This window comes from Corallococcus sp. AB049A (genome assembly GCF_003668885.1).
In the GTDB taxonomy this organism is placed as follows: Bacteria; Myxococcota; Myxococcia; order Myxococcales; family Myxococcaceae; genus Corallococcus; species Corallococcus interemptor.
The window spans coordinates 1-26,849 of the sequence record NZ_RAWL01000068.1 but is presented as its reverse complement, the minus strand read 5'-3'; the positions used below and the strand labels follow the sequence as shown (position 1 = coordinate 26,849).

Below are 26,849 nucleotides of genomic sequence, written 5' to 3'. Positions count from 1 at the left end.
GGACGGAAGGGGGCATGAACGTCGGCGTGGACGGCCTGGACCCCTCCTCCATCCAGCTCATTGGAACGGCGGTGACGCCCGCGGTGATGGTGGCCGGCTGCGGCATCCTGGCCACCGGCCTGGACAATCAGATTTCGCGCATCACCGCGCGCATGCGGGACATGGTCCGGGAATGGCGCACGCTGCCGGAGGGTCACGCGCGCCGCTCGCTCCTGCGCGAGGAGGTGGCCATCATGGACCGCCGCCACGCCATCCTCGCGCGGGCCATTGGCTCCACCTACGCGGCGCTGCGCCTGAGCCGCCGCGCCATCACACTGGAGGGCGCGGAGCTGTTCCGCGACGGGCGGCCAGGCGGCCCACCGCCCCCCTGAATTTGTTCCGCAGCGCACGCGAAGGTGCTAGCCGGTGCCTCCGAGACGCGCGGGTCTGGTACGTCCCGCCCAACCCTCACCGTGGAGCACGTGAACATGGCAAACGCCAAGGTCTTCTTCGACATGTCGATTGGTGGCCAGCCCGCCGGCCGCATCGTGATGGAGCTGTTCTCCGACGACGTTCCCAAGACCGCCGAGAACTTCCGCGCCCTGTGCACGGGTGAGAAGGGCATGGGCAAGAGCGGCAAGCCGCTGCACTTCAAGGGCACGCCCTTCCACCGCGTCATCCCGCAGTTCATGTGCCAGGGCGGCGACATCACGCTCGGCAATGGCTACGGCGGCGAGTCCATCTACGGTGAGAAGTTCGCGGACGAGAACTTCAAGCACAAGCACACCGGCCCGGGCATCCTCTCCATGGCCAACGCGGGCCCGAACAGCAACGGCTCGCAGTTCTTCCTCACCACCGCCACCACCTCGTGGCTGGACGGCAAGCACGTCGTCTTCGGCAAGGTCGTCGAGGGCATGGACGTGGTGCAGAAGATTGAATCCGTGGGCAGCCAGTCCGGCGCCACGCGCCAGCCCGTGAAGATCGAGGACAGCGGCCAGCTGTAATCCGCTCACGTCTCGTCTCACCCTGAAGGCCCATCCGTGCGCGGGTGGGCCTTCGTTGTTTCAGGACAGTCCGTGGGACGCGTCCTCGTCCTCCTCCTCGCGAGCATCCTCCGGCCGTGAAGTCCGCGCGGGCATCGCGCCGAACGCGCGCAATATCTCCAGGGGGATGGGCAGGATGGTGTGGTTGCCGCCGCCGGTGATCTCCACCAGCGTTTGCAGGTAGCGCAGCTGGAGCGTGGCGGGGTTGCGGCTGAGCACGTCCGCGGCCATCGAGAGCTTCTCCGCGGCCTGGTGTTCGCCCTCCGCGGCGATGATCTTCGCGCGGCGCTCGCGCTCCGCCTCGGCCTGCCGGGCGATGGCCCGCTGCATCTCCAGAGGCAGGTCGATGTGCTTCACCTCCACGTTGGAGACCTTCACGCCCCACGGGTCGGTGCGCGCATCAAGCACCTGCTGCAATTCATGATTGATGCGCTCGCGCTGGGACAGCAGGTCGTCCAGCTCCACCTGACCCAGGATGGCGCGCAGCGTGGTTTGAGCAATCTGGCTGGTGGCGTAGAGGTAGTCCTCCACCTGGAGCACGGCCTTGTCCGCCTGGATGACGCGGAAGTAGACGACGGCGTTGACCTTCACGCTGACGTTGTCCTTGGTGATGACGTCCTGCGGGGGCACGTCGCGCGCCACGGTGCGCAGGTCGATGATGACCATCCGTTCAATGAAGGGGATGAGCCAGCGGAAGCCCGCGCGCTTGAGGCCCACGTAGCGGCCCAGCCGGAACACGACGCCGTTCTGGTACTCGGTGACGATGCGCACGCCGGAGATGAAGAGGACGAACAGCACGGCCAGGGGGATGAGCCACCCCAGCGCTCCAAACAGCACGGTCATGGCATGGACTCCGCGACGGTGAGGGTGAGCCCCTCCACGGCGCGCACGACGACCCGGGCGCCCTCATGGATGGGAGTGAAGGATACGGCGCGCCAGCGCTCGCCGTGGACGAACACCTCGCCGCCCGAAGACGTGACGGGGCCCAGCGCGGTGCCCGCCTCGCCGACGAGCCCCGCGTCGCCGCCCCGCTGCGGCAGCCTGCGCGTCTGGGCGCTGCGGTACACGACGAAGGCCATGGCCCCCGCGAACACGAGCGCCGTGGGCAGCATCACGCTCCACGACAGGCGGAAGGACGGCTCCACGAACCAGCCCGGCTCGAAGCGGTCCACCAGGAACACGCCCCCCAGTATCAACAGCCCCACGCCCGCCGCGCCCAGCAGGCCACTGGTGACGAACAGCTCCGCGATGATCAGCCCCACCCCCACCAGCATCAACACCAGCGCCCCCGAGCGCACCGGCAGCGTCGCGGACGCCATCAACGCCAGCACCAGCGCGACGCAGCCAATGAGCCCCGGCGCCACCGCGCCCGGATGGGACAGCTCCACCACCAGGCCCAGCGCCGCCACGAGGAACAGCAGGTAGACGAGCGTCGGCTGCGCGAGCGCATGCACCACCTGCTGGGACAGCCCCGGCTCCAGGGACACCACGCGGGCATCGCGGGTGGCCAGCGTCACGCTGTCACCGCCCGCGACCTCCACGCGGCGCCCATCGACGGAAGCGAGGAACGCGGCTTCAGTCGGTGAGACGAGCTCCACCACGCGAAGCGCCACGGCGCGGTCCGCGGGAACGCTGGCGCTGTCGCGCACGGCGGCCGCGGCCCACTCGGGGTTGCGGCCCCGTTGCCGGGCGATGCCCTCCGCGAAGGCGACCGTGTCGTTCTCCACCTTCTTGGCGAGCTGTTCACCGCCGACCTGCTCCACGTCCTCGCCCCCTGCGCCCACGGGGTGCGCCGCGCCGATGTTCGTCCCCGGCGCCATCGCGGTCACGTTGGAGGCGAGCGCGATGAAAACGCCCGCGCTGCCGGCATGCGCGCCGGAAGGCCCCACCCACACGAGCACGGGAACGCGCGAGCCCAGGAACGCACGCACCACGGTGCGGGTGGCCTCCAGCGAACCGCCCGGCGTGTCCAGCCGCACGAGCAACGCCGAGGCCCCACCGTCCTCCGCGCGCTTCACGCAGTCCGCGAGGTACGCGCCCGAGCCGGCATCCACCACGCCCTCCAGCTCGCACCGCGCGACGAAGGACGGTGAAGCAGGCGCCGCCGGAGCGACGAAGCCCACGAAGACGAAGGTCAGGAGCCAGCCCCAGAGGACGTGACGGAGCCAGCTCATCCTGTCGACGTGCTTCCGCATGGCCGCCCCCGGTGCGCGCGCTCCTCGCGCGCACACGCACTCGGACAACGATGTGCATTGGACCTTCGGATGACCGGAAATCGAAGCCGGGGGCCTGGAGGGCATGCGGGCAGGAGGGGACCGGCGCCTCGCTTGTGCATCCATTCCTGGACGTTGCAAGGGATGCGCGTTGCTGGAGGAGGACGCACCTCCCTAGGGTCAGCCTCTCGATCTTCTCCCAGGAGGTTTCATGCGCCGTGCCGTGCTGCTCATCGCTGCTCTGGGCCTGTCCGCTGCTGGAGCGGTGGCTTGCAAGACCACCCAGCCCGCGGGGACGGAGGACCAGATGCCCATCCAGGGACCGGACACGGTCCGCGAAGAAATCCAGAACGTGCCCAACGAACCGGCGGGCCCCGCGGGTCCCGTCAATGCGCCGGACGTGGATGGCGGCACCCCCCAGGGCGGCGGATAGTCTTCCGCCCCATGACGGCAGAGACCAAGGTCTACAAGGTGGAGCGCGTGTGGACGCTCGATGCGGAGCGTCCGCGCGCGGAAGCATTGGCGGTGCGTGACGGGCGGGTGCTCGCGGTGGGGACGCTCGCGGAGGTGCGCGCCGCCGCGGGACCTGACGCGCGCGAGGTGGACCTGGGCCGGGCCACGGTGGTGCCCGGCCTGGTGGACGCGCACGCGCACCTTCACGGCCTGGGCAAGAGCCTGACCACGGTGCGCCTGGAGAAGGCGCCCTCGGTGGAGGACGTGGTCCAGCGTCTGGCGAAGGCGTCCGCGTCGAGCTTCCAGGGGGACTGGTTGCTCGGCAAGGGATGGGATCAGAACGAGTGGCCCGGCGCCGCGTTCCCCGGCCGCGCGGAGCTGGATGCGCGCTTCCCCACGACGCCGGTGTTCCTCATGCGCGTGGATCACCACGCGGCCTGGGTCAATGGTGAAGCGCTGCGCCGCGCGGGCATCACCCGCGACACGCCGGATCCGACAGGAGGCCGCATCCTCAAGGACGCGAGCGGCGAGCCCACCGGCGTCCTCGTGGACAACGCGATGGACGTGGTGGAGGCCGCCATCCCCGCGCCCACGAAGGAGCAGCTGGAGACCCGGCTGCGAGCCGCGCTGGAGCGGTGCGCGCAGGTCGGCCTCACGGGCGTGCACGACGCGGGCATGGACCTGCAGGCCTTCCGCACGCTGCAGGCCTGGGACGCGGCGGGGACGCTGCCGCTGCGCGTCTACGCGATGGCGGCGGGGCAGGGTGAACAGCGTCACGCCTACCTGGAGCAGGGCCCGTGGCAGGGACGCCACCTGGCGATGCGCTCGGTGAAGTTCCTGGCGGACGGCGCCCTGGGAAGCCGGGGCGCGGCGCTGCACGAGGACTACAGCGACGAGCCCGGCCAGCGAGGCCTGCTGCTGCTCGCGCCCGAAGAGCTCGAAGCCCGCGCGCAGGCCTTCATGGCCCGGGGCTTCCAGGTGTGCATCCATGCCATTGGAGACCGTGCCAATACATTGGTCGTGGACGTGCTGCTGCGAGGCGCGGAGCGGACGGGCACGCAGGCCCTGCGTCACCGGGTGGAGCACGCGCAGATCCTGAGGCTGGAGGACATCCGCAGGCTGGGCGCGGCGGGACTGGTGGCCAGCGTGCAGCCCACGCACGCCACCAGCGACATGCCCTGGGCCCACACGCGGCTGGGGCGCGAGCGGCTGCGCGGGGCCTACGCCTGGCGCACGTTGAAGGACGCGGGCGCGCACCTGGCGCTGGGCAGTGACTTCCCCATCGAGAACCCGGACGTGCTCGCGGGGCTCTACGCGGCGCGCACGCGGCAGGACGCGAAGGGCTGGCCGGAGGGCGGCTGGTATCCCGAGGAGCGCCTGAGCGCGCAGGAGGCGCTGGAGGGCTTCACGGTGGGGCCCGCGTGGGCGTCCTTCAAGGAGGCGCGGCGCGGAAGGCTGAAGGCCGGCCTGGACGCGGACTTCGTCGCGCTGTCGGAGGACCCGCTGGAGGGGCCCGCGGCCGCGCTGGTGGACGCGCGCGTGCTGGCCACGGTGGTGGCGGGCGCGGAGGTGTACCGGGCGGCGTGAGTCTCAGCCGCCGAAGATGTGCGAGCGCGCGGCCTCGGCGATGGCGACGACGGCGGGGTGGCGCAGGCGGCGCTCCACGGTGATGGCGTAGAAGCACTGCTCGATTTCGTCGGTGTGCCCGATGGCGGTGACGTTGAACTGCCGCTGCACCTCGGCGTCGATGATGGAGGGCATGGCGAAGATGCCGTGCCCCTTCTGTCCGAAGGCCTGGAGCAGCGCGCTGTCGTCGAAGTCACCGGCGATGAGGGGCCGGATGCCCAGCCGCTCGAACCACAGGTCCAGCGAGCGGCGCACCGAGGACTCCTCCGACGGCAGCAGCATGGGCGCGCCATCCAGCGAGCGCGGGAAGTCCTTGCGCAGGTGCGCGAGCGGCTGGGCGGCGAAGAACGTCACGCCGCACTTGCCCAGCAGGTGGTTGAAGGACCGGACGCTGACGGGCTCGGAGCCGGGCGCGTCCGCGAGCACCACGTCCAGCTCATGCAGCGCCAGCTGTGCGAGCAGCTGGGGCAGGGGGCTCTCGCGGCAGATGATGCGCAGCGAAGGGCCGGCCTCCAGCGCGGGCTTGAGCAGCTGCTCGGCCACGAGCTTGGGGATGACGTCGAGCACGCCCACGTTGAGGCGCAGCTGCTGGCCGGTGGGCAGGCCGGAGACGACGTTCTTCAGCTCGTTGCCCAGGCGGAAGATCTCATCCGCGTAGCGCATCACGGTGCGGCCCACGTCGGAGAGGACGAGCTTGCGGCCCTTGCGCTCGAAGAGCTGGTGGCCCAGCGACTCCTCCAGCAGCTTGATCTGCGCGCTGATGGTCGGTTGGGCGAGGTGCAGCTCTTCACTCGCCTTGGCGATGCTGCCTGCCCGCGCAACCGTCCAGAAATACAGGAGATGGTGGTAGTTGAGCCAGGCCATGACTTAGGAATAACCGAAGGGTTTCATCCAAACTAGCTCATTTTTTTAAGAGTCGCCCCCGCTTATTTCTTCGTCCGTCACCGCGCGATGGGTGCGCGGGGGACTGATTGGGGAGGTACGCGTCATGGAAGCCATCTGCGAGGAGTTCGAGTCCACGACGGTGGAGGGTGTGGAGACCGAGGTGGACTCGGCGGAAGTGGAGATGCGGGTGCGGGGGCACCTGGAGCTGGTCCGCCGGCTGGCCTGGAAGTACCGCTGGACGGGCCTGTCGCTGGAGGAGCTGATGGCGGAGGGCAACGTCGGCCTGGTGGAGGCGGCGCGCCGGTTCGAGGAGCGGGGAGTGCCGTTCGGCGCCTACGCGCAGCAGTGGATCCGCGCGCGCATCCGGGCGTACGTGTCCCGCACCTGGAGTGTGGCGGGGGGCCGCGCGCCGTGGATCGTCTTCCAGCTCCGCCGCGAGCGTGCGCGGCTGGAGGCCCGCTGGGGCGAGGGCCACCCGGAAGTGACGAAGCGGCTGGCCGAGGCGCTGGGCAAGAAGGAGGAGGACGTGGTGCGAGGGACGGACGCGCTGGCGAAGGACGTGTCCCTGAACGCGCCCCTGGGGCTGGAGGGGGACGTGACGCGGCTGGACATGCTGGAGTCGGACGAGGACTCGGTGGAGGAGCTGGCGGACCGGGGGGCCTGGGCCGAGAAGCTGCACCAGAGCGTGGCGGCGGCCTGGCCGGAGCTGGACGCGCGGGAGCGGGCGCTGGTGAAGGAGCGGATGCTGGCGGAGGACGGGGTGAGCGCGGAGTTCCTGGCGAAGCGCTTCGGGGTGACGGCGGTGCGCATCCGGCAGATCGAGCAGGGGCTGCGCCAGAAGCTGCGCCAGCGGCTGACGGCGGGATGCACGGCCTGGGACGGCGAAGCGCCCCGGCTGGCGGCCTGAGTGTCGGGCGAGGAGGAGGCCTGGCGGAAAGAGGTTGACGGCGCGAGCCAGCAAACGTAAATCGGCGCTGCCGCTCGCGGTGCGCGGTACGCCCAAGTAGCTCAGTCGGTAGAGCAGGGGACTGAAAATCCCCGTGTCGGTGGTTCGATTCCGCCCTTGGGCACACCAGTCAGAAGAATCTGAAGGGCGTCGGACTCCGGTCCGGCGCCCTTTCTCTTTGCCCGGTGCTCCTGCCCCTCTTGAGGTGGCCGCCGCGAGCGCGAGGTCACACCCTCATAGCTCGATGCCGTAGGAGCGCGCCACGCGGCGGATGGCCTCCGCGTCCCCCTCGCTCTGCGCGAAGTACGCCCTGCTCTCCTCCTTGCGGCCAAGCCGCGCCAGCACCATGGCGATGGCGAGCGAGCGGTCCCGGGTGCCGATCCGCTGGTTCTCGGCCTCGAGGAACGCAATCACGTCGTCCGCCGTGTGGAATCGCTCGAAGAAGGGCAGGACGCGCTGGAGCAGGTCGGACCTCAGGCGCTCGCCCAGTTCGAGCGGATCCACGGCTCCGGAGAGGACGTACTGGGCCTGAGGGTCGCCCCAGAGCGCGCCCACGTTCACGACGTAGGCGCCGAAGGCCTTCGTCACCAGCACCTTCTCCGTGAGCTTCTTCTCGCCGGCCAACTCGCCGACGAAGAGGCCCAACTGGAGCGCGAAGCTCAGCGAGTGAGCGGTGCTCCACCGCGACACCTCGATCTTGAGGAGCTTGCCCAGCGCCGGCTCGGCCTTCGTGTACGTCCGGCCGTACACCTGGAAGCCCTGGCTCACCAGCAGCGGCTCCACCTCCCGGTCGAGCACGGCCTCCATCGCCTTCTTGTAGCCACCCACCGACTGCGTGCGCAGCGTCTCGGCGGTGGCCTCGGCCGCGGCGTGCCTCAGCACGTCGAGCGACACCGCCCCACCGGCTTCATCTTCCAGCCGGCAGCCCGCCGCTTCGAGGAAGAGCCGCCCGCCCTGGAGGAGCGGCGCCGCCTTCCGGTCCTGGACGCGCACGAAGGTGGACGGCGGCGTTCCCGGCCCCAGGCCCATGCCGAGCAGTTGCAGGCGGAGCGCCGCCAGGCGCTCCAGGTCCTCGATGGGCGGCGACTCCGGTGCCCACGGCGCGAAGACGAGGCGTTGGCAACGCTGGAGGACGACAGAGAGGCTCTTGCTGCCCCGGAGGACGTGCGCGGCCACCTCCGGGTGGAGCACGCAGAGGACGCGATCCTCGCCGAGGGAGTGCAGGCCGCGCAGCTCGCCGAAGCGCAGCAGCGCGAGCACCGAATGGACGTCGTGGGAAGGCGTCTGGCTCATACGAGATTGTTCTGGGCCATGTGGTCGCGGATGTACCGCGCCGTGGCTGAGTCCCCCGAGCTCTCGAGCAGCGCGGCCCCCTGGCGCAACTGGTCGACGCCGCCCGTGGGCACGGACGTCAGGCGCTGCGTCACCGTGCTCAGGACGGTCATCGGGTCTCTCAGCGGGTTGAGGGCGGCGAAGAAGGCCTGCGTCGGATCCTGGATGAGCGCGGACGCGGCGGTCGCGGAGGCCGGCGCCACCGAGGTGCCCGCGGTGCGCTCATAGTCCGCGCCGGTCGCGGGCGCCTGCTGCTCGGGTGTCAGGGCCCTGGCCAGGTTCGCGCTCGCCGTGGGCAGGTTGGGCGAGCCGATGCCCAGCAGGACGAGGAGTCCCGAGGCGGCGGAGGCCAGCGCCACCACCGAGCCCACTACGCCCACCGTGGACGTGCCTCCCGATGGGGCCTCCCCCAGCAGTGACACGATGAGCGCCACGATGGCCAACAGCATCAACAGGATGAGCGCGGAGAAGGCGAGCACCCGGCTGTGCTCCAGCCCCCAATCGACGATGGAGCCGACCAGGTCCTGCACCCACCGGGCGACAGCGCGGCCCCCCTCGATGATGCCCTCCAGCACGGACTCCAGCGCCCGGCGCCCCTGCCGGAGCAGATCCTTCAGCTCGTTCACCAGGCGCCGGAAGAGGGGGTACCAGGCCGGGCTCGCGGGCAGCCCCGACCCGGTGCACCAGTAGACGATCGCGCCGAGCGCGTCCGCTTCGATGTGCAGCTCCTTCAGCGGGTCCCCCCAGAAGGGTCCCAGGTTCATGTCGGTGCCCGTCGTGGAGGACAGGTCCAGCAACCCGCCCGCGAGGAGCCGGGCTCCCATGGGGCCGGTGAAGTAGTTCAGGTCGGCGACGTCGGTGTGCGGCGCTCGGGTCAGCCACTCATCATGGCGCTGGGCGTAGTGCCGCGCCTCGTTGTGCGCCACCGCGTCTCCGGTCTGCGTGGACTTGATCTCCGCGATGCGCGCCACGCCGTCCACCCTCCATAGGTCCGCGAAGCCGTGCGGAGTGATGGCGGGAGGATGGGGGATGCCCATGAGCAGCTTCGTCGCGCGCGGGATGGACTGGGGCGGGATGCGCAGCTGCGCGGCAATCTGCCCGTGGGCGATGCTGCCGGCGATCCACGGCGGCAGCGGGATGCGCCAGTTGTGGCAGTTGGTGGGCGTGGAACTCGTGTGCGTGGTGCGCTGGATGAGGCCGCCCGTGGTGGCGCGGGCGCTCCCGGACTGTTGCACCACGTGCGACAACTCGTGGGCCATCAGGTGGCGGCCGGCTCCCGAGTCCAGGTCCGGCAGCCCGCGCTCGAAGTAGATGTCCGAGCCGTGGGTGAAGGCCTTGGCCTGAAGGGCCTGGTTGAGGTGGGTCGCCCGGCCATCGGTGTGCACCCGCACGCGACCGAAGTCCTCGCCGAACGCGCGCTCCATGTCGGACCTGAAGGGCCGCGGCAGGGGCTGTCCCGCGCCGCGCGCGTCGGTCAGCTGCCGCGCCAGCGCCGCTCCGGCGTCGCTCGTATCGGGCCCGGCGGCGAGGGTGTCCGCGCCCTGCCGCGCCTTGCGCTGGATGGCTGCCTCCTCCTCGCACTTCGAGCAGCGACGGGAGATGGCGGGCGCGGACACGCTGCGCGCGAGCGGAGGCGGAGCCCCCTTCGGCAGGAGGACCCAGTCCGCCATGGCATCCGCCTGACGCTCGTGCGGGTCGTCCACGCGGCTGACTGAGAGGCGGGCCTGCACCGGAAGTGACGGCGGGCAGTGGGTGCACCCGCCGGGCGGCAGCAGGGGGATGTCCTCGAAGCGGAAGCTCACCCGTGAAGAGGTGGGAGGCGCGTCGCAAGCCCCGCTGCCGTGCGCCGGCATGGGCGCGGGCGAGAAGCCGTCCGCCAGGGGCCGGTGCTCCGGAGGCGCCGCGTCGTGGTTCGCGGTCGCCGCGGAGACAGGCTTGCGCGCCACGCTGGCGCCATGCTTCTCGGCGCTCGGCTGGGGCGCCGCTCGAGTTCTCATCGAGGACATGTGGACCGCTCCCCCCGTGCATGCAACTGGGCGGAGGTCAGCCTACGGCCCCTGCCGAGCGCGGTTCAATCTCGCGCGTCCGGCCGACGCACCGGGTGCACATCCGGGCGCGACGCGGTAGATCGGTGTCCCGGAGGTTCATCAACGCAATGGACGCGAACGTGGTGGCGGAGCTGGAGAAGGCGGGCGTGAAGGTGGAGGACCCCATGCGCCTGTTCATCCCCGTGGAGCGGGACGAACAGGGCCAGGTGAAGCCCGTGGGTGACGAGGTGCCCGTGCGCTTTGGCGACGTCACCGCCCACGTGCGCCTGCAGCCCATCTCCGCGCTGTGGACCGGGAACAAGCAGCCCCCTGACTTCACCCGGCCCCCCTTCCCGGAATACGAGCCGTTCTTCTTCCTCATCGAGGCCACCGCCGCCGGCTTCTGCCGCGACACCCGCCACGCGGAGGTGGACCAGGAGTTCTCCCAGCTCTACCGGCACCTCGCGCGCCGGCCCGACGGCCACCACAAGAACCCGCTCTTCTCCTACCTGCGCGCCGCCGCCCGCCTGTACCTGTCCCTGCGCGACGTCAGCCAGGCGGAGTTCGAGGCCGTCGCCCAGCGCCTCCACCAGTCCGCCAAGCTGCACGCGGGCCACATCGGCAGCACGAACTACTTCCAGGCCGTGCTCCGGCAGGTGCTGGGCGCGTAGCTCCGCGACCAGGACCCGCATCAGGAGGCGCTTGCCGGGTCGCTCGGCGTGCTTCCACGAAATGGAGGGGGACCCGGAAATCGGGTTCGCGGGAGTGCTACCCCATGGGTAGCTTTTCCGTTGGATGCCCTCCCACCCTGCCTCGTCCGCGAACGCCTCTCTCCAGCAAGAGCTCACCTGGGAGCACCTTCAAGAGCTGGGTGGCCCGGAGCTGCTCAAGAGGGCCCGGCGGTTCCTCGGCCGGGAGGCGGTGCAGGTGTGGCCTCCTTCCCGGGATTGCCTCCGGGGGACCGTGTCCGATGGCCCTGTACCCCTGCTCAACGTGGCCCTCGCTGTAGATCCCGGTGCCGGCGAGCTGGTGCTGTCGTGCGAATGCGACGCGTACTGGAATGAAGGGGTCTGCGTGCATGCGGTCGCGGCCGGGCTCGCGTGGCTCCGGTCCGCCGCCCCTCATGAACAGAAGCGCGCCCGCCGGCAGCCCGTCTCTCCACGCCGCGCGAAAGGCCCCACGCGGCCCTCCACCCCCGTCTCCATCCAGGCGTGGCTCGTCGAGCACCACGTCGAGCGTGCTCGCACCGTGCCCGTGGCCGTGCTGGCGCCACTGGTGACCCGTTCCTTCGCGCGGGGCGTGCTCCCCGCGCTGCGCAAGGCCACGCTGGTGGATGCGCTGGAGGGCGGACCGAAGCTCCGGCGCTTGAAGGGCGGCCAGCAGGATGTGCTCGCGGAGGCCGCCTGGCGCTGGGTGCGTGACGAGGCGGAACGCGTGTCGCGCGGATGGGCCCATGAAGCCTCCGCGAAGCCCCTGCCGCCACCCACGGATGACCGCCTCGCTCCCCTGCGGGAGGCGCTGACCCGGGCCCGCGCGCGGATCCGCGAGCAGGCCGAGCCCCGGTCGCTGTCGCCGGCCCCCACGGTCGCGCTTCAGGAGCATCCATTGCGGCTGCTCGTGAAGGAGCCCGAACTGGCGGCGTGGCGCCCCACGCACCCTCCCGTGGGGGGCGAGGACGAAGGTCATGTCGAGCTCGATCCTCGCGCCCTGATGGAGGGCCGTCCGGGTGTGTCCTGTCCGTGTTCTCCCAAGGCGGCCGAGGCTTCCTGTGTCCATGCCCTGACCGCCGTGGACGCGGCGCTGGCGTTCCTGGCGCTGCCGAAGCGGGCCTCGCGCGCCGCGAGGCTGGCGGAGCTGTTGTTCGAGGCACCGGGCCGCGAACTCCTGTCCGCGCTGGAAGTGTCCCTGCTGGGCCGGGCGGTTCGTGAGGAGGCTCCGGCGGCCGGAGACTTCGTCACCTTCCGGTTGGAGCCGGAGCCCCGGCGCGGCTGGCGGCTCCGGCCCTACCTGCACCACCCCTCGAAGAAGGGCGGTCTGACCCAGGGCCATGCCGTCTCCTGGTACGACCGCGACAAGGCGCTCCGGATGCTCACGGATCCGGATGAACGCCAGGCCTGGTCCCTGCTCGACACGGAACAGCGGATGGCCATGAACGGCGTGTATCCGGGCGCTGGCATCGCGTCGGGCGCACCGTACACGCTGATGCTCCAGGCCCTGCGGTCGCTCGCACGCAGCCGCCGGCTCCGGCTCGCCGACGTTCCGGACGTCCCCGTCCAGGTGCGGGAAGCGCCGTTGGGCTTCGCCCTGGAGCAGGAGGGACAGGCCCTGCGCCTGCGGCCGGCGGTGGATGGACGTCCCGTGGCCGCGGAGGCCATGACGCCCCCTCCGGAGGGTCCACACGCTTCCCAGCCCTGGCTGCTCGTGGAGCCCGGCGGGCCGAGCATCACGTTGGTGTCCGTTCCTCGCGGCGCGGTGCCCCTGCTCGAATCGCTGGAACTCCACGGCGCCTATGTGTCCGCCCACCAGCGCGACGCGTTGCTGGGCCACCTCTCCGCGCTGGAGGAGGCCTTCCCGGTGACGGTGCCGCCAGCCCTGGAGCCCCGCCCCGTGGAGGCCAGCCCGGGCCTGCTGGTGCGGCTGCGCGCGGTGGAGGACTCCGCCCTGGAGGTCTCGCTCCTCGTGCGGCCCCTGCCGGAGGCTCCTCCCCAGCCCGTGGGCGAAGGCGCTCCCGTGGTCCGGGGCCAGCGCGGCAAGGAGCGCGTCAAGGTCCAACGCGACCAGGACGCGGAGCGCACGGAGGCGGACGCGCTCCTCGCACGTCTGTCATTGCCAGCCGGCATGTATCAATTCACGCGCGACACCGCCGAGGACGCGCTCCAGCTGCTGGAGGCGCTGGAGCCGCTCGCGGGCCCGGAGGTGCGCGTGGAGTGGGCGGAGCAGCCGTGGACGGTGTCCCGCCCGGAGACCTCGAACGTGCGGGTCCAGGTCCTGCGGGAGCACGACTGGTTCGGCGCGAAGGGCGGCGTGGAGCTGGACGGCGCGCGCGTCCAGGCGCCCCCGGACTGGCTTCAACTGGCCAGGCGCATCCGCGCGGCCCACGCGCGCTCCGTGCGCGTGCCCCGGAGCCTGAAGGCGGAGCTGCGCGACTACCAGCGCGAAGGCTTCACCTGGCTCACGCGGCTGGCCTCGTGGGGCGCGGGCGCGTGCCTCGCGGACGACATGGGCCTGGGCAAGACGGTCCAGGCGCTGGCCCTGCTGCTGTCGCGCGCGGCGGACGGCCCCGCGCTGGTGGTGGCGCCCACGTCCCTGCGCGGCAACTGGGTGCGCGAGACCGCCCGCTTCGCGCCGTCGCTGCGCGTGCATGTCTGGCAGGACGCGGACCGGCGGTCCCTGCCGTCCGTGCTGGGGCCCAGGGACCTGCTGATCATCAGCTACGGCCTGCTGGCGCAGGACGCCGCGAAGCTCGCGGACGTGACGTTCGCCACGCTGGTGGTGGACGAGGCGCAGGCGGTGAAGAACCCGGACACGGCCAGGGCCCGCGCACTGCGTACCGTGAAGGCCGAGGCCCGCGTGGCCCTCACCGGCACGCCCGTGGAGAACCGCCTGTCCGAGCTGTGGAGCCTCTACCACCTGCTCTTCCCCGGCCTGCTCGGCGGGCGCGAGTCCTTCCACACGCGGTTCGCCACTCCCATCGAGCGGGACCGGAGCGCGGATGCGCGCGCGTCCCTGGCCCGGCTGGTCCGTCCCTTCCTCCTGCGCCGCACCAAGGGCCAGGTGGCGCGCGAGCTGCCCCCGCGCTTGGACACGGTGGTGCCCGTCACGCTGTCGGACGCCGAGCGGCGTGTGTACGACGACGTGCGGCTCGCGGCCCTGGCCCGGCTGGGCGAGGGAGCTCCTGGCGGGGACCAGCGCTTCGAGATGCTGGCCGCGCTCACGCGTCTGCGATTGGCCGCCTGTCATCCCCGTCTGGTGGATCCGGACTCGGGGTTGTCCTCCTCCAAGCTGGAGCGCGTGCTGGAGCGGGTGGACGAGCTGCTGGCGGAAGGGGGGCGCGCGCTTGTCTTCAGCCAGTTCGTGCGCCATCTGGCCCTGGTGCGCGAAGCGCTCGATGCCCGGGGCATCGCGTTCCAGTACCTGGACGGGCGGACCCCCGCGGCGGAGCGGCAGGCCCGCGTGGAGGCCTTCCAGCGAGGGGAGGGCGCGCTCTTCCTCATCTCGCTCAAGGCGGGCGGCACCGGGCTCAATCTCACCGGCGCCGACCACGTCCTTCACCTGGACCCGTGGTGGAACCCCGCGGTGGAGGACCAGGCCTCGGACCGGGCCCACCGCATCGGGCAGACGCGCCCCGTCACCGTGTCCCGGTTCGTGTCGGAAGGGACCATCGAGGAGGCCATCCTGGCCCTCCACGCGCAGAAGCGGGACCTGGCGGACAGCCTGCTGTCGGAGGCGGACGGGGCCGCCGCGCTGTCTCCAGAGCAACTGCTGGGCCTGCTGCGCTTTGGTGGAATCCGGGAGGATTGAGCCCACCTGGAATAGGGTGCGGTGCCGCCCGTTCCCGGGCGCCGCAGTGGTCCCTCCCCAGGAGCAAGGATGTTCCGTCCGCCGTTGTCGTGGTTCGCCTGTCTGGCCCTCCTGGGTGCGCCCCAGGCCGGGGCCCAGGCCGTCTCCGAGCCCTCCGCCGTCGCGAAGCCGGGCTCCAACATCCAGGCCCGCACGCTGAAGAACGGGCTCACCGTCATCGTCTGGCCGGACCACGACATCCCCAACGTGGCGCTCGCCAACTGGTTCCGCGTGGGCAGCCGCAACGAGCGCCCCGGCATCACCGGCCTGTCCCACTTCTTCGAGCACATGATGTTCAACGGCGCGAAGAAGTACGGCCCCGGTGAGTTCGACCGCGTCATGGAGGCCAACGGCGGCTCCAACAACGCCTTCACCTCCGAGGACGTCACCGTCTACCTGGACTGGTTCCCCGCGTCCGCGCTGCCCCTCATCCTCGACCTGGAGCAGGACCGGCTCCAGTCGCTCGCCTTCGACCCCAAGGTCATCGAGTCCGAGCGCGGCGTCGTCTACTCCGAGCGCCGCTCCGGCGTGGACAACGACAACGGCGGCGCGCTCCAGGAGCAGATGCAGGCCACCGCCTTCGTCGCGCACCCGTACCAGATTCCCGTCATCGGCTGGCCGTCCGACATCGAGTCCTGGCGGATGGAGGACCTGCAGCAGTACTTCAAGACGTACTACGCCCCCAACAACGCCACGCTCGTGCTCGCGGGCGACCTGGACCCCGCCCGCGTCTTCGAGCAGGTGGAGGCCACGCTGGGCACCATCCCTTCACAGCCCGCGCCGGAGCCCGTGCGCACGAAGGAACCCGAACAGCAGGGCGAGCGGCGCATCGTCGTGAAGAAGCTGGCCCAGTCCCCGCTGCTCCAGGTCGCCTACCACGGCCTCGCCGCCAACGACCCGGACGCGGAGACGCTGGAGCTGTTGGGCCTCATCCTCACCCACGGCGATTCGTCGCGCCTGCACCGCAAGCTCGTGGACGAGGCGCGCGTGGCCATCCGCGTCCGGGGCACCACGGCGGGTGGCTTCGACCCGTCGCTCACGTGGTTCTACGTGGACCTGCCGCCGGGCGGCGACCTGGCGAAGACCGAGGCGCTGCTCACCTCGGAGCTGGCCCGCGTGGTGAAGGACGGCGTCAGCGACGCGGAGCTGAAGAAGGCGCGCAACGTCGCCCTGGCCTCCTTCTGGCGCAAGCTGGAGACCAACAGCGGCCGCGCCCGCGAGCTGGGCAACGCCGCCACCTTCCGGGGCGACTGGAAGGCCCTGCTCGACACGCCCGCGCGCTACGAGAAGGTCACCCGCGACGGCGTGAAGGCGCTGGCCGCCCGCATCTTCAACAACGACCACCGGACCGTGGGCTGGCTCGTGCCCACCACGGCCCCCGCCGCAGCCCCGGCCAGCAAGGAGGCCGCGCGATGAGTGCTCCCATGATGTCTCCCCGTTCGCTGCGCTCCGCGCTCGCCGCGCTGCTGTTCACCTCCGCGTGCGCGACCGCGCCCGCGCCCACCCCTTCGCCCACGCCGCCTCCGGCCGAGCCGCAAGCCGCGTCCGCTCCGGCCACTCCGGCGCCCGCCGCCCCGCTGTCCACGAAGGGCGTGACGCTGCCGGAGACGACCTCCGTCACGCTGAAGAACGGCGTGCGGCTGCTGCTGGTGGAGAAGCACGAGCTGCCGCTGGTGTCCTTCAGCGCGTGGCTCCGGGGCGGCGCCGTCACCGACCCCGCGGGCAAGGAGGGCCTGGCCGCGCTCACCGCAGAGCTGCTGCAGAAGGGCGCCGGCTCCCGCAACGCCCAGCAGTTCGCGGACGCCGTGGACGGCGTGGGCGGCGAGCTGGAGGTCGTGCCCGGACGCGAGGGGCTGGTCCTCAACGGCAGCTTCCAGTCCCGCGACACCGCCCTGATGGTGGAGCTGCTGTCGGACATGCTGGTGCGTCCGCGCTTCGACGCGCAGGAGCTGGAGAAGGCCCGCGCGCTGCGCGTGTCCGAGATCGCCTCCGCCAAGGACGGCGACCCGCGCGCGCTCATCGGCGTGTACTTCAACGCCTTCCACTTCCCCGCGCACCCGTACGGCGGATCCGCCGTGGGCAGCGAGGCGTCACTGCCCGGCATCAGCCGCAATGACGTCCTGGGCTGGGCGAAGGCGAACCTGGGCGCGGACCGGCTCATCCTCTCCGTGGTGGGCGACTTCGACGCGAAGCAGCTCGCCGCGAAGCTGGAGTCCGCGCTGGGCGGATGGGCCAGGGCGTCACAGCCGCTGCCCACCGTGCCCGCCACCGCGCCCGCGAAGGGCCGGCACGTGCTGCTGGTGGACAAGCCGGATGCCACCCAGACGTACTTCGCCATTGGCAACACCGGCATCCGCCGCACCGACCCGGACCGCGTCGTGGCGGAGCTGGGCAACACCGTGCTGGGTGGCCGCTTCACCTCGCTGCTCAACACCGAGCTGCGCGTGAAGACCGGCCTCACCTACGGTGCGCGCTCCTCGCTGCAGTCCCACCTCCAGCCCGGCACCGTCGTCCTCACGTCCTATACCCAGACGGCTTCCACGGGCCGTGCCATCGACCTGGCACTGGATGTCCTGACGCGCTACCGCCAGGAGGGCATGGATGACGCCATGCTCGCCTCCGCCAAGGCGTACGTGCTGGGGCAGTTCCCCCCGACGCTGGAGACCGGCGAGCAGCTGGCCATGAAGCTGTCGGAGCTGGCCTTCTACGGCCTGGACGCCCGGGACGTGAACGGGTTCGCGGGGGACGTGTCCGCCGCCACCCGCGACGGTGTGCGCACCGTGCTCCAGCGCGTCCTGCCCGCCCCGGAGGACCTGACGTTCGTCCTCATTGGCAAGGCGGAGGCCCTGCGCGACGTGGCCCGGAAGTACGGCCCCGTCACGGAGATGAAGATCTCCGACAAGCGCTTCGCCCCTCCGGCGGCGCCGGCTCGCTGAAGCCAGACGCAGGTGGGTGCAGGTCTGGAAATGCGCCCACCGGAATTACCCGCCGAAAAGTAAATATCAAGGAAGTCAGACCCTCCGCGTATAGGTGGCGGCGTCAGGTCGGGGCCGGGACCCGACAATGATTGCCGACTGCCTGTCACGAAGGGTCACCATGTTCTTGCGACGTCTGTCTTTGTTGCTCGTCCCCACCTGCGCGGCCTGGCTGGGCTGCGGGGAAGCCGCTCCTCCCTACGAGGAGGTGAACCCTCCCGAATTCACCCGGGACCCCCGCGAGGGGGCGGCGGACATCTCCAACGAGGAGATGCTGCCGGGCTGCGGTGAGCCCGACGCGGGCACGGGCCCGGTGGACGCGGGCACGTCCGTGCTGGTGACGGCGGACACGCGCTTCCACTCCAGCGCCGGGGTGACGGTCGTTCCCCAGAACATGGCTGGCCGTGACGTGGAGATCCTCATCCCCAACGGCGTGGACTTCGACCGTCGCACGGGCACGCCGGTGGCGGGAGGGCTGCGCTTCGACAACGTGCCGGACGGCGAGTACTTCCTGCGCTCGAACCGGTTCTTCTACCTGACGCGCGAGCGCCGCTTCGACCTGGGCGTCAACCGCATTGGCCGTCCGGACGCTGTCTATGTGCCCATGACGGAGACCCCCGCCCTGGCGGCGCTCTACAACCTGGCGCCCTGGCAGTACTACACGTCCACCTCCCAGCAGGGCACCGCCCTCCAGCTCATCAGCGCGGACGTGGACCTGTACAGCACGCTGTCCTACTCGATGGAGCCCGGGGAGGGCGACACGTCCTACGTCGACCCGGGCGCCTACGCGTTCATCAGCACCGGCTACGGGGCGCCCGTGCTGGACGCGTCGAAGAACGACCGCGTCTACGTGAACCAGCTCAACTCCGTCGTGGCCGGGACGCTGCCGAGCGGCGGGACCCTGGCGTACCAGACGCTGTTGCGCAGCGCGCGCCTGCCGTCGTTCTCGTTCACGCCGGACGGCACCACCGCGATGCCGCTGGCGGCCACGCTTTCGCCCGTGACCCAGACGCCCTTCTCCCTGGAGTGGCGCCTGAACGAGTTCACCCGCTGGCTCCCGGACTCGAACCCCACGGGCACGCTCAGCTCCTCCACGCTTTCGCTGGTGCCCGCGCCGTTCGGCTACCAGTCCGGCTGGGTGGGCTACCAGGGCGAGCTGTTCAACCTGTGGCTGCCGCGCGGTGAAAACGGCGTCATCGCGAGCCGGCTGGCCTACGGCAATCCCTATCCGTCCAACTGGGGCGTGGTGGGCGCCGTGACCTATTCGTTCCGGTCCGCGGCGCCTGTCTTCATGGGCAGCCGGGTCCACTATCCCAGCGGCAACATCTTCATCACCGACCGGCTGGACCACCTGGTCGCGAGCCCCATCCAGCCGCCCGTCTCTCCGCCGCGAGAGCTGCGCATCGATGGCGTGGATGCCTACGTGTCGCGCGTGGTGGGCTCCAACCAGCCGGTCATCAGCTGGCGTCCCCCCGTCCTGGGCACGCCCCGGCACTACACGGTGTCCGTCCTCCAGCTGATCAGCACCTACGCCGCCACTCCCACGCTGCGCTTCTACCTGCCCGGTGACCGGACGCAGGTCCGCCTGCCGCCGAACCTGCTGCAGCCCGGCTCGACCTACTACGTGCGCGTCGCGGCGGACACCTCGCCGTACTACGAGCCCTCGCGCGCCCCGTACGTCACCGCGGAGCTGCTGCCCGCGTACAGCGCGGACACGTTCAGCGCCGTCTTCACCACGCCGTAGAACGCCGGAGCCCGGGGCCGTGGCGGCCCGCTACCGCGCCGTCTGGCGGTGGCGGGCCATGCACTGCTGGTAGCGGGCGTCCACCGACTTCGCGAACCACGCGGTGGAGCGGTCCCCGCTCAGCTTCACGCTCTTGAGCGTCACCTGCGGCAGCTGGGCGTAGGCGGGCGTCTCTCCCGTCTGGTTCGCGTACACGCGCTTCACGGCCAGGTACGTGTCCGTCTTCTCGAAGTCCGCCGTCTTCTCCTCCTCCACGTCCCGGCGCACCCGGCGCTCGCTCAGCTCCGGCGCGAAGCGCTGACGGAAGAGGAGCAGCGCCTTGAGGCTCTGGCTGTCCTCGCCCCGGGGCTCGCCGTCCTTGTCATACAGCTGAAGGTCGCCGTCCGTGGCCAGGGCCACGCCGGTGAGCCGGCTGACCTGGGCCTGCAGGGCCGCGTTGCGCGAGCTGTAGACACCGCCGTTGTAGTCCGCGAAGCGGTAGAGCGGCCGCTCGTACGCGGCCTCGAAGCCCAGGAGCCGTGCGGTGCCGTAGCGCACGCCGCCCGCGCGCGTGTAGAGCGACTCGCGCACGGCCACCGGATCCGCGTCCTCGCCCGCCTTCTCCACCGCGTAGCGCACGCTGACCTGCATGGAGCCCGCGGTGGTGACGGGGTTCTGTCCCGCGAACGAGGACGGCCCGAACAGCGAGCTGGCCAGGTCCGCGGCCGCGTACGCCGCCGGGTACTCGTCCTCGTAGTACGCCAGCATGTCCCGGAAGAGCCGGTCCAGGTCCCGCTCCGTGCGCAGCGTGTCCAGCCGCGCCCCGAAGCTCTTCTTCGCCCCCTTCGGCTTCGCCGCGAGCACGTCCGCCAGCAGGCGCCGTCCCAGGGGGCCCAGCCGCCCCGCCGTGCCGTCCAGCTTCTGGCGCACCAGCCTGGGCAGCCCCGGCACCGCGGGGTCCGCCTGGAAGCCGGACTCCTGTTCGATGACGGCCAGCACCTGACACACCGCCGACGCTTCCGCGGGAATGTCCTCCGCGTCCAGCGCCGCCAGCACGTCGCCCGCCCAGCCCTCGCGCTCCGCCCCCTTCACCTTCGCCGGCAGGAGCCGCGCCACCTGCGCCACCGACAACGTGGGCGGCGCGGGCACCTGGGTCACCACCGGCGCCCGTGACGCGCAGGCCGTAAGGGTCAGCAGCACCCCCACGTACAGCGCCACGCTCCGCGTCATGTGAGCCCCCTGACACACGGCGCCAGACGTCTCATGAAACATTTTTTTGAGACATCCCGGAGCCGGCTCCGTTTCCTGCGGAGAGCCCGTGAAGAATGGCAATGCCGTCGTAAAATTACATAACGGCAATTCAGGCTCTCCCGGTTTGTTCCGCAGGGCGGGTGAAAGTGACTAAACGTACTTTCTCTAAAAAGTAGTTGCTCTGATGAATTCAAGTGTGTCACGTATCACCCCGCTGTTTCTTCATGGAGGTATCGCGTTGGCTCATCGACTGTTGAAGACGATTGGCGCGGCCTGGTTGGGCGTGGCTCTGACGGCGTGCGGTACGCAGGGTTCCACGGGCGACGAGGTCCAGGCGCCTGAGCAGGAGAAGTCGGGCGAGGACATCCAGAGCACGCTGAACGCGCTGGGCGGCGCCCAGGTGCTGGGCGTGCACGCGGACGGCATCCCGGACAGCATCCGGGGCGAGCTGGGCCGGGTGGAGCGGACGCTGACGACGCTGGCCGCGAGCCGCCAGGCGGTGGCGGGTGTGGCGCCGGCGTTCCGGCTGAACCCGGACGACCTGGTGCTGCGCAAGGCGAACTTCGACGAGCAGGGCAACCAGCACCTGCGCTTCACGCAGACCAAGAACGGCCTGGAGGTCGTTGGCGGCGAGCTGGTGGTGCACGTGCGTCCGGACGGCTCCGTGTTCGGGGCGAACGGCTCCGCGCGTGACGGCCTGAACCTGTCCGCCATGCCGCGCATCGCGGGCACCTCCGCGCGCGACGCGGCGCTGAAGGCGACGGTGGGCACGGGCCTGGCGGTCCAGGGCTCTCCCCGTCTGGTGTACGTGCGCACCGAGGACGGCGCGCTGCGCCTGGCGTACGAGGTGAAGGTCACCGGCGAGACCGCCGAGATGCCGCTGCGCGACCGCGTGTACGTGAACGCGACGGACGGCTCCATCGTGCTGCGCGTTCCGGAGATCCACACCGCGCTCAACCGCAAGGTCTACAGCGCGAACAACGGCACCAGCACCCCGGGCACCCTGAAGCGCAGCGAGGGCCAGGCGGCCATCGGTGACTCCCATGTCGACACCAACTACGACATGCTGGGCTACACCTACGACTGCTACAAGACGCACTTCAACCGCGACTCGCTGAACAACGCGGGCACGGCGCTCATCAGCACGGTTCACTACAGCCGCAACTACGTGAACGCCTACTGGGACGGCACCCAGATGGTGTACGGCGACGGCGACGGCGTGAACTCCATCGAGCTGGGCAAGGACGCGGACGTCACGGTCCACGAGCTGACCCACGCGGTGACGGAGTACGAGTCCAACCTCACGTACTCCGGCCAGTCCGGCGGCCTCAACGAGGCCATGTCCGACACCTTCGGCGCCTTCTGCGAGAGCGCGTCGAAGAACTGGAGCACCGCGGCGGACGTCTGGATGGTGGGCGAGGACGTCTGGACGCCGGGCACGGCGAACGACGCGCTCCGCTACATGGACGACCCGGCCAAGGACGGCGCGTCGCTCGACTGGGCGCCGGACTACTCCGGCCAGGACGTGCACTACACGTCCGGCATCCCGAACCTGGCGTTCGCGCTGCTCTCCAAGGGTGGCACGCACCCGCGCGGCAAGAGCACCATCGTCGTGCCGGCCATCGGCGTCCAGAAGGCCGGTCAGATCTGGTACTACGCCAACACCAACCTCTACACCGCGAGCACGACGTACGTGCAGGCCAAGGCCTGGACCATCCAGGCGGCGGCGGCGCTGGGCTACAGCCAGGCGGACCAGGACGCGGTGAAGGCGGCCTGGGAAGCGGTGGGCGTGGGCGTGACGGTTCCGCCCCCGACCTCCACCCCCATCACCAACGGCACGCCGGTGACGAACCTGTCCGGCGCCACGGGCAGCAAGAAGTACTACTCGCTGGTCGTCCCCGCGGGCGCCACGAACCTGAAGTTCACCACGGCGGGCGGCACGGGTGACGTGGACCTGTACGTGCGCTTCGGTGAGGCCCCGGACGCGTCCACCTACGACTGCCGTCCGTACGCCAGCGGCAACGCGGAGACGTGCACCATCACCAACGTCCAGGCGGGCACGTACTACGTGATGCTGAACGCCTACTCCGCCTACTCCGGCGTGACGCTGACGGGCAGCTTCACCACGGGCACCGGCGGCGGCAACGTGCTGCAGAACAACGTGCCGGTGACGGGCATCTCCGGCGCCTCCGGCTCGTTCACCAGCGAGTGGATCACCGTGGACGTGCCGGCGAACAAGAAGGTCACCATCACCACCTCCGGTGGCACGGGTGACGCGGACCTGTTCGTGAAGTTCGGCTCCTCGCCGACGACCACCGTGTACGACTGCCGTCCGTACCTGTCCGGCAACAACGAGTCGTGCGCCATCACCAAGACGACCGCGGGCAAGTACTACGTGAAGATCCGCGGCTACAGCGCCTACTCGGGCGTGACGCTCAAGGCGGTCTGGTAGTCGCATCCGCAGCCATCCCGGCTCCCTTCGCGTGAAGGGAGCGCGGGACGAAGACAGGCACCCGGGGAGCCACCATGGCTTCCCGGGTGTCGTCGTTTCAGGCATCGGAGGTGCCGCGAGGCTAGCGCCGCACCTGCACGTCGCGCGCGACGGTGCGGCCGCCCATGAGGACGAACTGCGCGCGCACCGGCGTGCCTTCCTGCAGCTCCTTGAGGGGCACGCGCTGGCCCTGGCGGAGGCCCCGGCTGCGCTGGTCCAGCTGGAGCTCGTAGACGGTGCCCTCGCCGTCGCGCACGTGCAGGGTGTTCTTTCCGACGCGCGCCACCCGGCCGCTCACCGTGCTGGACGCGATGACGACCTGCTCCAGCGGCCGGTTGGCGGAGGTGTCCGTCACCGCCGCCTGCGCCGCCTTGGCCGCGCCCTCGTACCAGGCCTCGTCGTCGCTGGCCTGCACGGCCTGGGCGCCAATCATCACCCGGCCCTCGGCGGGCGACTGCGTCGCGGGCGTGCCCTCCGGGTTGGCCCGGGCCTGCTGCTGCTGTTGAACATTCGCGTTCGGGTTCGGTGCCGCCGTGCCCTGACGGGCCGGAGCGTTCGCGGGGGCCTGCGCCGTCGTTGCCTGCGCGGGCTCGTTCACCCGGGGGCCCGGCAGCGGCCGGGCACCCGGCGGCGGGGCCGTGTCCGCGGGCACCTGCGCGTTCGCCGTGGGCCGCGCGTCGCCTCCTGGGGACCGGGTGTTGTCCACCGTGCCCTGCGCCAGCGCGGGCGTGGCCGGCACCGTCAGCCCGCCGCTCGCGGAGTCGCGGGACTGCATCGTCGCCGGTGCCGGCGGCACCGCGTCCGCGGTGTCATGCTCCTGACAGCCGGAAGCGAGCGAGCACAGCCCCACCATCCCCAACCACATCCACCGTCCACCCATCCGCCAACCCTCCCGCAGGCGAACCTGCGGATGACCCCCTGCCGTTGCAAGCGTCCCGCCGCCGGAAGGGTGTTGGCTTCTGGATGGCGGAGGCTCAAGCGGGGAACGTGGCCGCCACGGCGCGCACGTGGTCGCGCACCCGCTGCCTCGCGGCGGCGAGCTCCTGCGCGGTCGCGGGCGTGTAGCCCAGGCAGAGCACCACGTCGTCCTCCGGTGCGGCGCGCGTGCCCAGCGCCGCGTAGTCGAGCGTGCGCGGGGTGGGCTCGCCTTCCGTGTCATGGGTGAAGCGGCCGAACACGGTGGCCTGCCCGTCGCGGCCGGGGGCCATCTCCTTGAGGGCGAAGAGGCGGCGCACGGCGGCGAGGGACTCCGGCCGCTCGCGCAGGACGTCCGGCGACGCGGGGCCTCCCAGCTCCCATTCCAGCAGCTTGAGGCAGCCGCGCACGAACTCCACGTCGGTGATGACCAGCCCGTAGAGGTACCAGTCCGCGCACGCGGCCTGGACCAGCCGCGCCTGCGCGTCCGTGAGCCAGCCGAAGGACGGACAGGTGAACGTCTCGCAGGTGGTGGCGCGGTACACGCCGCAGTCGCGCAGGTCCGTGCCGCCCGTCACCAGGGGGTGGCCCAGGCAGCCCACGCGCTGGTGCTCCGCGTCCAGGAAGCCCAGCAGGGGACACACCCGCACGATGGGGAAGAGCGCGGGGGCGCCCCGGTTCCCGGTGAGCTCTCGCGCGGCGTCGGCGTAGGCCTCGGGCGTGTGGGGCGTGCGGGACAGCCGCTCCGTCTGCGTCTCCAGCCGCCGGGTCAGCGCCGCGCGCGAGTGGTCCTTGAAGTTGTAGAGGCCGCAGCAGGCGCCGCAGGACGCGCCTCCGCCAGGCTGGCACAGGTGGAAGGAGACGGACATGTCAGAACCAGTCCGGGCGCATGCGCGCGTAGGAGTCCTCGCCCGTGCGGCACAGGTGGGCGAGCAGCGGCACGCGCGGCACCTCCACCGCGAACCAGTACTGCGCGGCGGCGAGCTTGCCCTCGTAGAAGGCGGCGTCCTCCGGTGAGGGCGCGCGCTTCAGCCCCTCCTTCGCGGCGGCGGCCTGCGCGAGCCAGCGCCACGCCACGGCCACCACGCTGAAGAGCTCCAGGAAGTCCGTGCTGTGGCGGAGCATCACGTCCACTTCGCCGGCCATGCCGCGCGCGCCCAGCTCCAGGGTGAGGGACGCGGCCTGCTGGAGCGCGTCCTCCAATGCGTCGCTCCACGCGGGCTCCACCCCGGCGGCGCGGGCGCGGGCGGTGGTGGCGCGCACCTCTTCGTCCAGCGCCTGGAGCGCGGCGCCGCCCTCCGCCACCGCCTTGCGCCCGAGCAGGTCCAGGCCCTGGATGCCGGTGGTGCCCTCGTGGATGCTGTTGAGCTTCTGGTCGCGCAGCCACGCTTCGGGGAGGTACTCACTGGAGTAGCCGTAGCCGCCGTGAATCTGGAGCGCGAGCGCGTTGGCTTCGAAGCCCTTCTCCGCGGGGAACGTCTTGGCGATGGGCGTGAGCAGGTCCAGCAGCAGCTGCGCGCGCTTGCGCGTGGCCTCTTCCGGGGCGTGGTGGGAGAGGTCCGCCTGCGTGGAGGTGGTGAGCAGCAGCGCGAGGCCGCCCTCCACGATGGCCTTCTGGCGCAGCAGCATGCGGCGCACGTCCGCGTGTTCGATGATGGGGGACTGGGCGCGCGTGCTGTCGCGGATGCCGGCGGGGCGGCCCTGGGGACGCTCGCGCGCGTAGGTGAGTGATTCCTGGTAGGCGACGGCGGCGGTGGACACGCCGTTGAGGCCCACCATGATGCGCGCCTCGTTCATCATCTGGAACATGCACGCGAGCCCGCGTCCGGGCTGGCCCACGAGCCAGCCGTGACAGTCATTGGCTTCGCCGAAGTTGAGCACGAGGCTGGGCAGGCCCTTCCAGCCAATCTTGTGGATGACGCCGGCCACCTGGACGTCGTTGGGGACGAAGGTGTCGCCCTGGGGCCGTTTCGCGGGAACGGCGAAGAGGGACACGCCGCGCGTGCCGCCCTCCGCGCCCTCGATGCGGGCGAGGGTGAGGTGCACGACGTTGTCGGTGAAGTCCTGGTCGCCGCCGCTGATGAAGATTTTGGAGCCCTGGAGGCGGTACGTGCCATCCGGCGCGGGCGTGGCGCGCGTCTTCACGTCCGCGAGGCTGCTGCCGGCCTGGGGCTCGGTGAGGGCCATGGTGCCGGTCCATTCACCCCGGTACATCCGGGCCATGAACGTCTCGTGCAGGAAGGGCGTGCCGAAGACCTCCAGCAGGTGCGCTGCGCCGAGCGTGAGGCCCAGGTAGCCATAGGCGCTCAGGTTGGCGGCCATGAGGTAGGCGCTGGCCACGGCGTGCACGGTGAGGGGGAGCTGCTGTCCGCCCACGCCGGGAGGGCGGGTGGCGGTGAGCAGGCCCAGTTCGACCATGCCGGCGTACAG

At 71.1% G+C, this 26,849-nt stretch carries 20 protein-coding genes and 1 tRNA gene; 12 read left to right on the top strand and 9 right to left on the bottom strand.

Features of this window, described 5'->3' with window-relative positions; all coding sequences use genetic code 11:
- Both D7X55_RS10445 and D7X55_RS10440 read left to right on the top strand, forming a co-directional pair.
- A partial coding sequence (locus D7X55_RS10445; protein WP_407921765.1) for a DUF2721 domain-containing protein occupies positions 1–371 on the top strand: 371 nt, incomplete at its 5' end.
- A 96-nt stretch (positions 372–467) separates the two neighbouring features.
- Positions 468–983 (top strand): peptidylprolyl isomerase, encoded by a 516-nt coding sequence (locus D7X55_RS10440; protein WP_120551282.1) that lies wholly within the window; start codon positions 468–470, stop codon positions 981–983.
- A gap of 60 nt (positions 984–1,043) precedes the next feature.
- On the opposite strand, the gene D7X55_RS10435 is transcribed toward D7X55_RS10440, so the two are convergent.
- The gene (locus D7X55_RS10435; protein ID WP_120551281.1) at positions 1,044–1,865 is read right to left on the bottom strand and encodes a slipin family protein; all 822 of its coding nucleotides are present in this window, start codon (positions 1,863–1,865) and stop codon (positions 1,044–1,046) included.
- Positions 1,862–3,196, bottom strand: a complete 1,335-nt coding sequence (locus tag D7X55_RS10430; RefSeq protein WP_233609775.1) for a nodulation protein NfeD — start codon at positions 3,194–3,196, stop codon at positions 1,862–1,864. Before D7X55_RS10430 ends, D7X55_RS10435 begins: the two co-directional genes overlap by 4 nt.
- A 250-nt stretch (positions 3,197–3,446) precedes the next feature.
- On the opposite strand from D7X55_RS10430, the gene D7X55_RS10425 reads away from it, so the two are divergent.
- Entirely contained in the window at positions 3,447–3,668 is a 222-nt protein-coding gene (locus tag D7X55_RS10425) for a hypothetical protein (RefSeq protein WP_120551279.1), read from the top strand.
- Positions 3,669–3,679: 11 nt separating this feature from the next.
- Positions 3,680–5,275 carry an amidohydrolase gene (locus D7X55_RS10420; RefSeq protein ID WP_121722972.1) on the top strand — a complete coding sequence of 532 codons (1,596 nt, stop codon included), beginning with the start codon at positions 3,680–3,682 and terminating at the stop codon, positions 5,273–5,275.
- A gap of 3 nt (positions 5,276–5,278) precedes the next feature.
- On the opposite strand, the gene nhaR is transcribed toward D7X55_RS10420, so the two are convergent.
- Positions 5,279–6,178 (bottom strand): transcriptional activator NhaR, encoded by a 900-nt coding sequence (gene nhaR / locus D7X55_RS10415; RefSeq protein ID WP_120551277.1) that lies wholly within the window; start codon positions 6,176–6,178, stop codon positions 5,279–5,281.
- Between the two features lie 124 nt (positions 6,179–6,302).
- Between nhaR and D7X55_RS10410 the strand changes: the two genes are divergently transcribed.
- Together D7X55_RS10410 and D7X55_RS10405 are read left to right on the top strand one after the other, a co-directional pair.
- Entirely contained in the window at positions 6,303–7,106 is an 804-nt protein-coding gene (locus D7X55_RS10410) for a sigma-70 family RNA polymerase sigma factor (RefSeq protein ID WP_120551276.1), read from the top strand.
- A gap of 90 nt (positions 7,107–7,196) precedes the next feature.
- Positions 7,197–7,269, top strand: a tRNA-Phe gene (locus tag D7X55_RS10405).
- Positions 7,270–7,379: 110 nt separating this feature from the next.
- Here D7X55_RS10405 and D7X55_RS10400 read toward each other — a convergent pair.
- Entirely contained in the window at positions 7,380–8,438 is a 1,059-nt protein-coding gene (locus D7X55_RS10400) for a DUF4304 domain-containing protein (RefSeq protein WP_121722971.1), read from the bottom strand.
- Positions 8,435–10,483: a DUF4157 domain-containing protein gene (locus tag D7X55_RS10395; RefSeq protein WP_121722970.1), complete on the bottom strand. Its 2,049-nt coding sequence runs from the start codon at positions 10,481–10,483 to the stop codon at positions 8,435–8,437. Before D7X55_RS10395 ends, D7X55_RS10400 begins: the two co-directional genes overlap by 4 nt.
- A gap of 149 nt (positions 10,484–10,632) precedes the next feature.
- Between D7X55_RS10395 and D7X55_RS10390 the strand changes: the two genes are divergently transcribed.
- From D7X55_RS10390 to D7X55_RS10370, 5 genes are all read left to right on the top strand, one after another.
- Positions 10,633–11,175, top strand: a complete 543-nt coding sequence (locus tag D7X55_RS10390; protein ID WP_120551272.1) for a hypothetical protein — start codon at positions 10,633–10,635, stop codon at positions 11,173–11,175.
- 124 nt (positions 11,176–11,299) lie between these two features.
- A complete protein-coding gene (locus tag D7X55_RS10385; protein WP_121722969.1) occupies positions 11,300–15,025 on the top strand; it encodes a DEAD/DEAH box helicase in 3,726 nt (1,241 codons plus the stop codon).
- Between the two features lie 69 nt (positions 15,026–15,094).
- Complete coding sequence (locus D7X55_RS10380) at positions 15,095–16,480, top strand: pitrilysin family protein (protein ID WP_120551270.1); 1,386 nt, start codon at positions 15,095–15,097, stop codon at positions 16,478–16,480.
- A gap of 8 nt (positions 16,481–16,488) precedes the next feature.
- A complete protein-coding gene (locus D7X55_RS10375) occupies positions 16,489–18,000 on the top strand; it encodes a pitrilysin family protein (RefSeq protein ID WP_121722968.1) in 1,512 nt (503 codons plus the stop codon).
- Positions 18,001–18,160: 160 nt separating this feature from the next.
- Positions 18,161–19,783 carry a fibronectin type III domain-containing protein gene (locus D7X55_RS10370; RefSeq protein WP_147442894.1) on the top strand — a complete coding sequence of 541 codons (1,623 nt, stop codon included), beginning with the start codon at positions 18,161–18,163 and terminating at the stop codon, positions 19,781–19,783.
- 30 nt (positions 19,784–19,813) lie between these two features.
- On the opposite strand, the gene D7X55_RS10365 is transcribed toward D7X55_RS10370, so the two are convergent.
- Positions 19,814–20,992 (bottom strand): DUF1615 domain-containing protein, encoded by a 1,179-nt coding sequence (locus D7X55_RS10365; protein WP_120551267.1) that lies wholly within the window; start codon positions 20,990–20,992, stop codon positions 19,814–19,816.
- Positions 20,993–21,251: 259 nt separating this feature from the next.
- Here D7X55_RS10365 and D7X55_RS10360 point away from each other — a divergent pair, with 259 nt between their 5' ends.
- The gene (locus D7X55_RS10360; protein ID WP_121722967.1) at positions 21,252–23,465 is read left to right on the top strand and encodes a M4 family metallopeptidase; all 2,214 of its coding nucleotides are present in this window, start codon (positions 21,252–21,254) and stop codon (positions 23,463–23,465) included.
- 121 nt (positions 23,466–23,586) lie between these two features.
- On the opposite strand, the gene D7X55_RS10355 is transcribed toward D7X55_RS10360, so the two are convergent.
- The 3 genes from D7X55_RS10355 to D7X55_RS10345 form a co-directional block, all read right to left on the bottom strand.
- On the bottom strand, positions 23,587–24,384 hold the full coding sequence (locus tag D7X55_RS10355) for a hypothetical protein (protein ID WP_233609774.1): 798 nt from the start codon (positions 24,382–24,384) through the stop codon (positions 23,587–23,589).
- A gap of 94 nt (positions 24,385–24,478) precedes the next feature.
- Positions 24,479–25,288, bottom strand: coding sequence for a hypothetical protein (locus tag D7X55_RS10350; RefSeq protein ID WP_121722965.1), 810 nt, complete (start codon positions 25,286–25,288; stop codon positions 24,479–24,481).
- A gap of 1 nt (position 25,289) precedes the next feature.
- A partial coding sequence (locus D7X55_RS10345) for an acyl-CoA dehydrogenase (protein ID WP_147470073.1) occupies positions 25,290–26,849 on the bottom strand: 1,560 nt, incomplete at its 5' end.